The organism is Kitasatospora sp. NPDC001095 (assembly GCF_053598615.1).
Genome location: NZ_JBSFKQ010000004.1, coordinates 145,053 through 157,355, shown reverse-complemented (window position 1 = coordinate 157,355; position 12,303 = coordinate 145,053). Strand labels below are relative to the sequence as shown.

At 74.1% G+C, this 12,303-nt stretch carries 10 protein-coding genes; 9 read left to right on the top strand and 1 reads right to left on the bottom strand.

From position 1 onward, the window contains the following. Positions 1 to 51 precede the first annotated feature (51 nt). The 3 genes from ACWDBB_RS06095 to ACWDBB_RS06085 all read left to right on the top strand — a co-directional run bounded on the left by ACWDBB_RS06095 (position 52) and on the right by ACWDBB_RS06085 (position 1,449). Complete coding sequence (locus ACWDBB_RS06095; protein ID WP_449788426.1) at positions 52 to 324, top strand: DUF4244 domain-containing protein; 273 nt, start codon at positions 52 to 54, stop codon at positions 322 to 324. A gap of 244 nt (positions 325 to 568) precedes the next feature. Next, positions 569 to 913, top strand: a complete 345-nt coding sequence (locus ACWDBB_RS06090; RefSeq protein WP_402409468.1) for a TadE family type IV pilus minor pilin — start codon at positions 569 to 571, stop codon at positions 911 to 913. Then, on the top strand, positions 901 to 1,449 hold the full coding sequence (locus ACWDBB_RS06085) for an Rv3654c family TadE-like protein (protein WP_449788425.1): 549 nt from the start codon (positions 901 to 903) through the stop codon (positions 1,447 to 1,449). Before ACWDBB_RS06090 ends, ACWDBB_RS06085 begins: the two co-directional genes overlap by 13 nt. Here ACWDBB_RS06085 and ACWDBB_RS06080 read toward each other — a convergent pair. Next, the gene (locus ACWDBB_RS06080) at positions 1,444 to 3,870 is read right to left on the bottom strand and encodes a DEAD/DEAH box helicase (RefSeq protein ID WP_449788424.1); all 2,427 of its coding nucleotides are present in this window, start codon (positions 3,868 to 3,870) and stop codon (positions 1,444 to 1,446) included. The genes ACWDBB_RS06085 and ACWDBB_RS06080 overlap by 6 nt on opposite strands. Before the next feature lie 222 nt (positions 3,871 to 4,092). Here ACWDBB_RS06080 and bldG point away from each other — a divergent pair, with 222 nt between their 5' ends. The 6 genes from bldG to topA all read left to right on the top strand — a co-directional run bounded on the left by bldG (position 4,093) and on the right by topA (position 12,261). Next, positions 4,093 to 4,434, top strand: coding sequence for an anti-sigma factor antagonist BldG (gene bldG, locus ACWDBB_RS06075; RefSeq protein WP_316522720.1), 342 nt, complete (start codon positions 4,093 to 4,095; stop codon positions 4,432 to 4,434). A gap of 158 nt (positions 4,435 to 4,592) precedes the next feature. Beyond that, positions 4,593 to 5,012, top strand: coding sequence for an ATP-binding protein (locus tag ACWDBB_RS06070; protein WP_449788423.1), 420 nt, complete (start codon positions 4,593 to 4,595; stop codon positions 5,010 to 5,012). A gap of 350 nt (positions 5,013 to 5,362) precedes the next feature. Further along, positions 5,363 to 6,148, top strand: coding sequence for a hypothetical protein (locus ACWDBB_RS06065; protein WP_449788422.1), 786 nt, complete (start codon positions 5,363 to 5,365; stop codon positions 6,146 to 6,148). A gap of 542 nt (positions 6,149 to 6,690) precedes the next feature. Then, on the top strand, positions 6,691 to 8,223 hold the full coding sequence (locus ACWDBB_RS06060; protein WP_449788421.1) for a DUF7059 domain-containing protein: 1,533 nt from the start codon (positions 6,691 to 6,693) through the stop codon (positions 8,221 to 8,223). Positions 8,224 to 8,447: 224 nt separating this feature from the next. Further along, positions 8,448 to 8,903 (top strand): hypothetical protein, encoded by a 456-nt coding sequence (locus ACWDBB_RS06055; RefSeq protein ID WP_449788420.1) that lies wholly within the window; start codon positions 8,448 to 8,450, stop codon positions 8,901 to 8,903. A gap of 475 nt (positions 8,904 to 9,378) precedes the next feature. Continuing rightward, positions 9,379 to 12,261: a type I DNA topoisomerase gene (topA, locus tag ACWDBB_RS06050; RefSeq protein ID WP_449788419.1), complete on the top strand. Its 2,883-nt coding sequence runs from the start codon at positions 9,379 to 9,381 to the stop codon at positions 12,259 to 12,261. Positions 12,262 to 12,303 lie beyond the last annotated feature (42 nt).

Sequence of the window (12,303 nt, the reverse complement as noted above, 5' to 3'; positions counted from 1 at the left end):
ACGACCGGCCAGCAACAGACAGCAGTGGACATCGAGCGACAGGAGAGTTTCATGACCGCAGTGATCACGATCGGGCCCGGTGCCGGGCGTCCGCTCCGCCCGTCGGCCGGCAGGTGGCGGCGGAGAAGCCGCCGGGCGGCCTGCCGGGTGCGCAGGGTGGCCCGGCTCCGGGGCCGCTCGGACGCCGGGATGACCACGGCCGAGTACGCCGTCGGGACGCTGGCCGCGTGCGCCCTCGCGGCCGTGCTGTACAAGGTGGTGACCGGCGATGCCATCACGAGTGCGCTGACCGACATGCTGGTGCGGGCACTCCATGCGGCGTAGGGCCGGGAAGCCTTGGGGCGCGGATGGTGTCGGCCGCCGCCTTCTGTCGGCCCGGCGGGCGATGGACGGCCCCGCCCCCGCCGTGCGAGGCGGACACCTCGACCCCGCCCCGCCCGCGCTCCGGGCGGGTGGTGGGGGCCCGGACACAAGCAGGGGCCGCACGGGGGAGGGCGGCGCCCGCCGGGCGTGGTCGCTGCGCCCGGGGCGGCGCGGCGACGCGGGCTTCGTGACGGCGGAGACGGCGGTGGCACTGCCGGCACTCGTCCTGCTCGCGGCGATGCTGATCTGGGGCGTGCTCGCGGCGGCCGCACAGATCCGCTGCGTGGACGCCGCCCGGGTCGGCGCCAGGGCGGCCGCGCGCGGGGAGGCGGACGCGGCCGAACTCGCCCGCGCGGCGGCCCCGCCGGGCGCACAGGTCCGGGTGGCCGTGGCGGCCGACACGGTCCGGGTCGACGTGGAGGCGCCGTGCGCGGGGCCGGGCAGACTCGGCGAGTTGTTGGCCGTCCGGCTCGGTGCGGCGGCCGTGGCGGCGCGGGAGGACGTCCTGGTGGCGGCCACGGAGGGCGGTGGTGGCCCATGGCCGTCCTGACCGGGCCGCGGGAGACGGCGGAGCGGGTGCTGCGCACTCGTGCGGCCCGAGCGGCGGCGCTGGGCGGACGAGGGCCGGACGCCGGCTCGGCGACGGTCTGGCTGCTCGCCCTGGCGATGTCGGGCACGGCGGTGTTCGCCGGGACACTCGCGGTCGGCTCGGTGGTCGCCGCTCGGCACCGGGCCGAGTCGGCGGCCGACCTCGCGGCCCTCGCCGCCGCGGACCGGCTGCTGCTGGATCAGGACGGCGGCTGCGGCCGGGCCGCCGGGATCGCCGCCGCACAGGGCGCCGGGCTGGTGTCCTGCGCGGTCGACCGGTCGGCGGACGCCGTCGAGGTGGTGGCCGAGGCGGAGGTCCGCGGGCTCCCGGCCCGAATGCCGGTCGGTCCGGCCCGGGCGAGCGCCCGAGCCGGACCGGTACGGGCTCCGGTCACCGGCTCCGAGGACGCGCCGGGCGACGGGCCGGGCGGATCCCCGGGCGACGGGCCGGGCAGATCCCCGGGCGGGGATCCGAGCGCAGCGGCGGCGGCCTCATGAACCGGTCGGCGCTCCACCGTCCGGTCCCGAGGGCGCCTCCGGTTCGTCCGTCGCGGGCTTCCGCCCGTCGTCCGGCTGCGGTCCGTCGTCCGGTGCCTCGGCGGCGCCGGGTGCTCCGGCCAGCAGGACGTCCAGGAGCCGAACGGCTGCGGCCTTGTCCAGCGGGTCGTTCCCGTTGCCGCACTTGGGTGACTGGACGCAGGACGGGCAGCCGCGCTCGCACTCGCAGGAGGCGATCGCCGTCCGGGTGGCCGTCAGCCACTCGACGGCCCGCTGGAAGCCGCGTTCGGCGAAGCCGGCCCCGCCCGGGTGGCCGTCGTAGACGAACACGGTCGGCAGCCCGGTGTCCGGGTGCAGCGGGACGGACACGCCACCGATGTCCCACCGGTCACAGGTGGCGAACAGCGGCAGCAGGCCGATCGAGGCGTGCTCGGCGGCGTGGGCGGCGCCGGGCAGTTGGTCGAGCGGGATGTCCGCGTCGAGCAGCTGGTCCTCGGTCACGGTCCACCAGACCGCGCGGGTGCGCAGCGTGCGGGGCGGCAGGTCGAGCTTGGTCTCGCCCATGATCTCCCCGGTGGAGATCCGCTTGCGGAGGTAGCCGACCACCTGGTTGACCACCTCCACCGAGCCGAAACAGAGTCGGCCCTCGCCCCAGTCCACAGTGGTGTCGGTGTCGAGGACGGAGATGGAGGTGATGTCGCGGGCGGCCGTGGTGTACGGAGGGTCGGCCGGTTCGACCAGCGCCACGGAGTTCTCCAGGTCGAACTCCCTGACCAGGTACGTGCGGCCCTGGTGCAGGTGGACGGCCCCGGTGTGGACGGTGGTGTGGGCGGCCGCGGCGTCCACCGTGCCGAGCAGCCGGCCGGTGTCGGCCTCGACGATCTGCACCGGGCTGCCGCCGCTGCCGCGCAGGTCCACCGCGTCGGCCGCGCGCTCGCGGCGGGTCCAGTACCAGGAGCCGTCGCCGCGCCGGCGCAGCAGGCCGCGCCGCTCCAGGACCGGCAGCAGCGGCTCGGTGGATGGCCCGAAGAGCTCCAGGTCGGCCTGGGTGAGCGGGAGTTCGGCGGCGGCCGCGCACAGGTGCGGGGCGAGCACGTGCGGGTTGTCGGGGTCGAGCACGGTGGCCTCGACGGGAGCCGCGAACAGTGCCTCCGGGTGGTGCACCAGGTAGGTGTCCAGCGGGTCGTCCCGGGCGATCAGGACGGCGAGCGCGCCCTGGGCCTCCCGGCCCGCCCGGCCCGCCTGCTGCCAGAGCGAGGCCCGGGTGCCGGGGTAGCCGGCCATCAGGACGGCGTCGAGACCGGAGATGTCGACGCCGAGTTCGAGAGCGGAGGTGGAGGCGAGGCCGAGCAGTCGGCCGGTGTGCAAGTCGCGCTCCAGGGCCCGGCGTTCGTCGGCGAGGTAGCCGCCGCGGTAGGCGGCCACCCGTCCGGCGAGCGGACGGCCGAGCTGGTCCTGGGCCTGGAGTGCGACGAGCTCGGCGGCCCGCCGGGAGCGCACGAAGACGACGGTGCGGGTCTCCCGCTCGACCAGGTCGGTCAGCAGGTGTGCGGCTTCGGCGGTCGCGGTGCGGCGCACGGGCGCGCCGTGCTCGCCGACGTTCTCGGTCAGCGGCGGTTCCCAGAGGCCGAAGACCATCGGCCCGCGCGGCGAGGCGTCCTCGGTGACGGCCACGGCGGGCAGGCCGGTCAGCCGCCGGGCGGTCGCGGCCGGGTCGGCGGTGGTGGCGGAGGCCAGCAGGAAGGTGGGGGACGAACCGTAACGGGCGCAGATGCGGCGCAGCCGCCGCAGCACCTGGGCGACGTGCGAGCCGAACACGCCCCGGTAGCTGTGGCACTCGTCGACGACCACGTAGCGCAACGCCTTGAGGAAGGAGGACCAGCGGGCGTGGCCGGGCAGGATGCCCCGGTGCAGCATGTCCGGGTTGGTGAGCACGTAGGAGGCGTACTGGCGGACCCACTCGCGCTCCTCGGGCGGGGTGTCGCCGTCGTACAGGGCGGCGCGGACCCTAGGCGGGGCGAGTTCGGCGGCCCGGCGGCGCTGGTCGGCGGCGAGCGCCTTGGTCGGGGCCAGGTAGAGCGCGGTGGCGCCGCGGCCGTTGCGGGCCTCGGTGCCGTCCAGCAGGTCGCTGAGCAACGGGGCCAGGTAACCCAGCGACTTGCCCGAGGCGGTGCCTGTGGCGATCACCACAGTCTGGCCGCTTTTGGCCAGGTTCATCGCTTCTGCCTGGTGCGCCCACGGCTGTTCCACCCCGACGGCGCGCGCCGCGGCCACCACCTCCGGACGGATCGAGTCGGGCCACGGTGAATAACGTGCAGGCCGGGCGGGAAGGTGCTCCGTATGGGTGAGCCGGTCGGACCGCCCCCGGCTGGTGGCCAGGGTCGTGAGCAGTGCCTCGGGCGGGCTGTGTCGGGGCGGCATGAGGACCCAGTGTGTCACCGGCGTGACGGAGAATCGTCGTAAGCCATCGTGCGGGCATGGCCGCAGGTGGTTGAATGTGGCCGTGACGGCCGTATGGCCGTGGGTCGCAGCGCTGAGGCTTGCCACGCGTTGGCTGGGCGCGCCCGGGCTCGCGACCATGCGGTGGCGGCCGTCCGGCCGAGGATCGCACATGACGTAGCAAGGCAAGGTGCTGGAGGTTCCGTGGACCTGTCCCTGTCGACCCGTTCAGTCGGCGATCGTACGGTCGTCGAGGTTGGCGGCGAGATCGATGTGTACACCGCCCCGAAGCTGCGGGAGCAGCTGGTCGAGCTCGTCAACGACGGCAAGTACCACCTCGTCGTCGACATGGAGGGCGTTGACTTCCTCGACTCGACCGGCCTCGGTGTGCTGGTGGGTGGTCTGAAGCGGGTGCGCGCTCACGAGGGCTCGCTGCGCCTCGTCTGCAACCAGGAGCGCATCCTGAAGATCTTCCGCATCACCGGCCTGACCAAGGTCTTCCCGATCCACACGTCGGTGGACGACGCGGTCCAGGCGACCGACTGACGCGGCCGGGCCGGTCCGTGCGGCCGGCCCAGCTCGTTACCTCGCGTCCGGGGCCCGGGCCCGTGTGGCCCGGTCTCCCCCGGGCGCCCCTGGGTCGGTTCAGCCGGCCCGCAGGGGCCGGACCTCCGGCCCCGGTCGGAGCACCCCGAGGGGGAGAGATGGCAACCGTCGAACTTCGATTCAGCGCGCTTCCCGAGCACGTGCGGACGGCCAGGCTGGTCGCCGCGGCCGTCGCCAGACGGGCCGGGGTCGACGAGTCGGTGCTCGACGAGGTGCGGCTCGCGGTCGGTGAGGCCTGCTCTCGTGCGGTCGGGCTGCACCAGCGCGGAGGCATCGGCGGCGCGGTCAGGGTCGCGTTGATCGATCAGGAGAAGCGTTTCCTCATCGAGGTCGAGGACGAGGCCGGCCCTGCCACCGTCCCGGCCTCCGGCGACGCCGAGGGCGGCGAGCCGGATGAGGACACTCTGGGCCTCGCCGTGATCACCGGCCTGGTCGAGGACCTGGAGGTCACCAACGGCACGGACGGTGGCCTGATCCGGATGAGCTGGCCGGTTTCGGTCGCTTCCGTCGCTGTCTGAGGCGCCTTTCCCGAGTTCGGCGTTTCGCGTTTCCGCGTGTCCGGGTTTCCGCGCTCCCGTTTGTTTCGGCGCTCCCTCGCCGTGCCGGGGGCTGGAGCCCGCTCCCCGGGCACGCGGTGACAACTCGGTGATCCCGGCGATCCACCGCTTCCGGCATGTCCGGCCCGGTGCACCGCCCCACGCCCGTGGCCGCCTCCGGCGCGCTGGACGAGGATGCCCGGGTGCCGCCGCGGACGCGGCCCGGTCGGGGTTCGGCCGACGGGCGGGCAACAGGGCAGGGAACCGGGGGACGGACACCGGCCGTGTAGGTTCGACGACCGATGACGACCGAAACCGAAAGGCCTCTCCCGGTGAACAAGCGACTGCTGGCCGTACCCGCCCTCGGCGTGCTGCTCGCGTTCGGTGCCGTCGGCTGCGGCGGCGACGACAACAACAGCAAGCAGCTGGAGTCCTGGGCGTCGACCGTCTGCGGCGCGGCCAAGGACCCGATCGCCCAGGCACAGGCCGCGCTCGCCGACACCGGCCAGGTGAAGACCGGCGAGGCCCCGGCCGACCTCCAGAAGCGGCTCTCCACGGACATCGGGCGGTTGGCCAAGACCAACCAGGACATAGCCGCCGCCATCGACGCGGCCGGGGCGCCCAAGGTGCAGGACGGTGCGGCCCTCCAGAAGGACACCGTCGACGAGCTGAAGAAGGCTGCCGACGGCTACGTGGAGGTCCAGAAGAAGCTGGACGCGCTGCCCAACACCGACCAGGCCAAGTTCGCCGACGGGCTGCGCAGCGTGGCCGACCAGGTGCAGCAGCTGGCCTCGCTCTCCACCCAGGCGCAGAGCAAGCTCCAGCGCGGCGACCTCGGCGCGGCGATGGCCAAGCAGGAGGGCTGCAAGCCGTCCTCGACGACCGCCCCGACCGCCGGTGCCACCGGTGGCGCGGGTGCCGGCGCGAGCGGCACCCCGGCGCCGGGCGGCGCGGCCACAACCCCGGCGGCGCCCGGCACCCCCGGTGCCACCGACACCCCGGCTGCCACCCCGGCGCCCGGTGCGACTGACGGGGCGAGCCCGGCCGCGCCCGGTGCGACCACCGCTCCCGCGGCGTCGCCCGCCACCGGGGCGAGCCCCGCGCCCAGCGCGAGCTGAGCCTGGGCGGTCCGGACGACCGGCCGCGTCCGTCCCGGTGCCGGCCATGTCCGGTGCCGGGTGGCGCGGGCCCGGGGCCCGCGCGGAAAGTGGTGTCCGTGGTGGGCCGCCGCCCCGAAACCGCCGTTTTCCGCGAGCCCTGGCGCCTGGTGCGGCTGCCGCTCGTGCGATGCCGCCTGTGACTGCGGCGAGTCCCGCGCCCAGCACGGGCCGAGCCCGGGCGGGCCGGACGATCCGGCGCGTCCGTTCCGGTACCGGTCACGGCCGGTGCTGCCGGTGCTGGCCGGTGCGGGCCTGCGGGCCTCGCGGAGGTGGTGTCTGCGGTGGGCCGGCCCCGGAACCGCCGTTTGCCGCGGGTCGGCGCCATCGGAGGGGCGGTTCCCGAGAGCTGGCAGGCCCAGGGCAGCCGCGGAACGACTTGGTGTGCGCCCACGGGCGGCGCGTGGGGGCTTTCGGGGGCGCGCGGGGTGGTGTGGGCTTCGGTTGGGTGGGCGCGGGGCGCAGGGGCGGCCGCGGGGTGGGCGGCGGGGGACAATGGCGGGGTGATCAGTAGCCCCGTTCTCGACCCGACCCGCCTCGCCAAGTTCCGTGAGGCGCTGCTCGCCGCCTCGTTCACCGCCGACGGGTGCCTGGACCTGCTCGGGCCCACCGGCTATTCGGCGTTGGCCCGCAGCGAGGCGGTCCCGGCGCTGCGGGCGACCCGTGGGGGCAGCCCGCTGGAGACGCTGGTGCGGCTGTTCCTGCTCCAGCAGCCGGTCCCGTACCGGGCGGCCGCCGCCGCGCTGCCGGTGGAGGACTGCCTGGCGGACGGCTGGCTGCGCTCCGACGGCGATCTGGTGCGCGCCACCGTCGACGTCCGACCGTACGCCAACGAGGTGGCCGGGATGCCCAGTTCGGACGCCTGGGTGGTTTCCGACCTCGGTTGCGCGGTGGGTGGCGCCGGCGGCATCGGCTCCGGCGAGACCGCGCACGGGGTGGCCCGCAAGGACCTGGTGCTGGGCGTCGGCGGTGCCTCCACCACGCTGGCCAACATCACCGTGCGTCGCCCCGTCCGGGCCGCGCTGGACCTCGGTTCGGGCTCCGGCGTGCAGGCGCTGCACGCGGCCCGGCACGCCGGGTCCGTCACCGCGACGGACGTCAACCCGCGTGCGCTGCGCTTCACCGAGCTGACCCTGGCGCTGTCCGGCTTCGACAACATCGAGGCGTCCGCCGGAAGCCTCTTCGAGCCGGTCGGGGAGCGGAAGTTCGACCTGATCGTCTCCAACCCGCCGTTCGTCATCTCGCCGGCCGGCCGGTTCACCTACCGCGACGGCGGCATGGCCGGCGACGACCTGTGCCGCAACCTGGTCCGCTCGGCCGCCGATCACCTGGAGCCCGGCGGCTACTGCCAGCTGCTCGCCAACTGGCAGCACGTCAAGGGCGAGGACTGGCACGAGCGGCTGGCCGGCTGGGTCGCGGGCACCGGCCTGGACGCCTGGATCGTCCAGCGCGAGGTCCAGGACGTGGCCCAGTACGCCGAGTTGTGGCTGCGCGACGGCGGGGACCACCGCGGCCCCGGCGGCGACTACCAGGCCCGGTACGGCGAGTGGCTGGACGCCTTCGAGGCGGGCCGGGTCGAGGGCATCGGCATGGGCTGGATCACCCTGCGGGCGAGTGGCGCCGAGCGTCCGACCGTACGGGTCGAGGAGTGGCCGCACCCGGTGGAGCAGCCGCTCGGCCCGCACATCGAGGCCTGGTTCGACCGGCAGGACTTCCTCCGGTCGCACGATGACGCGGGCCTGCTCGCGGCCCGCTACGTGCTGGCCGACGAGGTGGTCCAGGAGCAGGTCGGCGCGCCGGGCGCGGAGGACCCGGAGCACGTGATCCTGCGTCACAACCGCGGCATGCGGCGGGCCACCAAGGTGGACACCGTGGGTGCCGGCTTCGTCGGGGTCTGCGACGGGACGCTGTCGGCGGGCGAGATCGTGGACGCCATCGCGCAGCTGCTCGGCGAGGACCGGGTGGCCCTGCGGGACCGGGTGCCGGAGTCGCTGCGCCTGCTGACCGAGCAGGGGTTCATCGAGCCGGTCCGCTGAGCCCGGGCACGCCGAACCCGGGCGCGCGAGGCCGGGCACCCGAGGCCGGCCCCGTCGAGGTGAGCCCTTGCCGGGACCGGCCCTGCCGTTGCCGGGCCGGTTCACCCGCCCGTACCCCCTGGTTCGTCCGGTCGCCGCCGAGCGGCTGTCTCCCGTTGGCTCTCCGCTGTGAAGCTCTGTCTGTCCACAGGCTGTGGACAGAGCTGGAGAGCCGGGGGCCAGGGGTGGACGCGACGACGGCGATGGTGGGCGGGTCGGTGCTCGCCCTCTTCGGTGGCGTGCTGCTGCTCTGGTGCGCCGCCGAAGTGAGCCTGCGCCTGCGGGTGCGCCGCCGGGGGGCGCCGGCGGTGGCCACCGTGGTGGCCGAGGACGACGTGCACGGCCGGCTGGACAGCGCGCCGCTGCTCTCCTTCTCGGTGCCGCCCTCGGTCGGGGAGCCCGGCGCGTTCGGGATCGCGGGGCTCGTGATCGCCCGTCCGCGCGGGCACACCCCGCTGCGCCGTCCGGACCGTTTCGTGCCCGGCGCCTCGGTGCGGATCTGTTACGACCCGCGGCGCCCGAGCCGGGTGGTGCTGGCGGCGGAGGAGGTCGGCCGGGCGGTCGTCGTCGACCTGCTGTGGAGCGTCCTGGGCGTGGGTTGCCTGGCGGCGGGCGCCGGACTCCTGGCCGCGGGCGGCTGAGCCCCCGGGAGTCCCTGAGCACGTCCCCCGAGCGCAACCCCTGCTCACACCGCCGAGCGCAACCCCTGTTCGCACCCCAGACGCACACCCGGCCCCTGTGATCCCGGAGCACCACCCCCCGCAGCGCCACCCCCGGGTACCCGCGAGCGGTTCGCGGGCGAGTGCCCGTGCCCGCCCGTTGATTTTCCGTTGACAGATCTTGAAATCCGTCATTCCATCCTCCGGAACCTGCCGAAGGCCCCCCTCCGCGGGGCGCGAACCTCCGTCATCGGGTTACCGTTCGAGTGGCGTCGGAGAGCCCGGCAAGTGAAAAAGCGGGATCCGTCCGTTTGACAAGGGTGGCCGGGGTACGGTCACACTCCGCTGGTGGGGGTGTCGTGCCGCGGCAGCCCCGGGACGGTGAGGGGGTCGGGCGGAGCGCAGCCCGTGCTGCCGCGCCGACCAGCCACATAAGGACCGGGAGAGAAGAGCGAAGGTGTCCCCGAGCAGCGAGACCGCGCACGGACAGCGACTCGTCATTGTCGAGTCGCCGGCCAAGGCGAAGACGATCAAGGGCTACCTGGGCCCCGGCTACATCGTCGAGGCGAGCGTCGGGCACATCCGCGACCTCCCCAGCACCGCGGCCGAGGTGCCGGACAAGTACACCGGCGAGGTGCGCCGCCTCGGGGTGGACGTCGACCACGACTTCGCGCCCATCTACGTGGTCAACGCGGACAAGAAGTCCCAGGTCAGCAAGTTGAAGTCGCTGCTCGCGGAGTCCGACGAGCTCTTCCTCGCCACCGATGAGGACCGCGAGGGCGAGGCCATCGCGTGGCACCTCCAGCAGGTGCTGAAGCCCAAGGTGCCGGTGCACCGCATGGTGTTCCACGAGATCACCAAGTCGGCGATCCAGGAGGCCGTGGCCAACCCGCGCGAGCTCAACCAGCGCCTGGTCGACGCCCAGGAGACCCGCCGCATCCTCGACCGGCTGTACGGCTTCGAGGTCTCGCCGGTGCTGTGGAAGAAGGTCATGCCGAAGCTGTCGGCGGGCCGCGTGCAGTCCGTCGCCACCCGTCTGGTGGTCGAGCGCGAGCGCGAGCGGATGGCCTTCCGCACCGCCTCGTACTGGGACCTGGTCGGCACCTTCGGCACCGGCCGCACCCCGGTCGACTCCGCCGATCCGGAGACCTTCGGCGCCCGGCTGGCCGCCGTCGACGGCAAGCGGATCGCCAGCGGCCGCGACTTCGGCCAGGACGGCCGGCTGAAGGCCGCCAGCGCGAACACCCTGCACCTGGACGAGCAGGCGGCCCGCCAGTTGGCCGCCGCCCTGGAGCAGACGGCGTTCGCCGTCCGCAGCGTCGAGTCCAAGCCCTACCGCCGCTCGCCGTACGCGCCCTTCCGCACCACGACGCTCCAGCAGGAGGCCGGCCGCAAGCTGGGCTTCGGCGCCAAGCGGACCATGCAGGTGGCCCAGAAGCTGTACGAGAACGGCTTCATCACCTATATGCGTACCGACTCCACCACGCTGTCGGACACCGCGATCACCGCGGCCCGGGCCCAGGTCACCCAGCTGTACGGCGCCGACTACCTGCCGGACGCCCCGCGCACCTACGCCAGCAAGGTCAAGAACGCGCAGGAGGCGCACGAGGCCGTCCGCCCGTCCGGCGACCGCTTCCGCACCCCCGCCGAGACCGGTCTGACCGGTGACGACTTCAAGCTGTACGAGCTGATCTGGATGCGCACCGTCGCCTCCCAGATGAAGGACGCGGTCGGCCAGTCCGTCACCGTCCGGGTCGGCGGCACCTCGGCCGACGGCCGGGACGTCGAGTTCTCCGCCTCCGGCAAGATCATCACCTTCCACGGCTTCCTCAAGGCCTACGTCGAGGGCGCCGACGACCCGAACGCCGAGCTCGACGACCGCGAGCGCCGGCTGCCGCAGGTCGCCCAGGGCGACCCGCTGGCCGCCGAGCGGATCACCCCGGAGGGCCACGCCACCAAGCCGCCGGCCCGCTACACCGAGGCCTCGCTGGTCAAGGAGCTGGAGGACCGGGAGATCGGCCGCCCCTCCACCTACGCGTCGATCATCGACACGATCATCCAGCGCCGGTACGTCTTCAAGAAGGGGACGGCGCTCGTCCCGTCCTTCCTCTCCTTCGCCGTGGTCAACCTGCTGGAGAAGCACTTCGGCCGGCTGGTCGACTACGACTTCACCGCCAAGATGGAGGACGACCTCGACCGGATCGCCGCCGGCGAGGCGCAGTCCGTGCCGTGGCTGAAGCGCTTCTACTTCGGCGAGGGCGAGGGCCACGCCGCGGGCGGGGCCGCCGAGGCCGGCAACGGCGACGGCGACCACCTGGGCGGCCTGAAGGAGCTGGTCACCGACCTCGGCGCGATCGACGCCCGGGAGATCAGCTCGTTCAGGGTCAGCGACGACATCACCCTGCGGGTCGGCCGCTACGGCCCGTACGTCGAGCGCGCCTCGGCCGTCGAGGGCGAGCCCGGCCAGCGTGCCGACATCCCGGACGAGCTGCCGCCGGACGAGCTCACCGTCGAGCTGGCCGAGGAGCTGCTGGCCAAGCCCAGCGGCGACTTCGAGCTCGGCCCTGACCCGGTCAGCGGCAACATGCTGGTCGCCAAGGACGGCCGCTACGGCCCGTACGTGACCGAGATCCTGCCCGAGGGCACGCCGAAGACCGGCAAGAACGCGGTCAAGCCGCGCACCGCCTCGCTGTTCAAGACGATGTCCCTGGACACCGTCACGCTGGAGGACGCGCTGCGGCTGCTCTCGCTGCCGCGGGTGGTCGGCACCGACGCCGAGGGCGCGGAGATCACCGCGCAGAACGGCCGCTACGGCCCGTACCTCAAGCGCGGCACCGACTCCCGGTCGCTCACCAGTGAGGACCAGCTCTTCACGATCACCCTCGACGAGGCGCTGGCGATCTACGCCCAGCCGAAGCAGCGTGGCCGGGCCGCCGCCGCCCCGCCGCTCAAGGAGCTGGGCAACGACCCGGTCAGCGAGCGCCCGGTGGTGGTCAAGGACGGCCGCTTCGGCCCGTACGTGACCGACGGCGAGACCAACGCGACGCTCCGCAAGGACGACGACGTCGAGACCATCACGCCCGAGCGCGGGTACGAGCTGCTCGCCGAGAAGCGGGCGCGCGGACCGGTGAAGAAGGCCGCGAAGAAGGCCCCGGCGAAGAAGGCCGCGACCAAGAAGACGACCACGGCCAAGACCGCGGCGACCAAGACCGCGGCGGCGAAGAAGACCGCCGCGAAGAAGACCACCGCCACCAAGACGGCGGCGAAGAAGACGGCGGCCAAGAAGACCGCCGCCACCAAGACGGCCGCGAGCGAGACCACCGCCACCGACGAGGGCTGAGCCCAGGTCACGGCAGCCGGGCCCGTGCCCCCGATCCGGGGG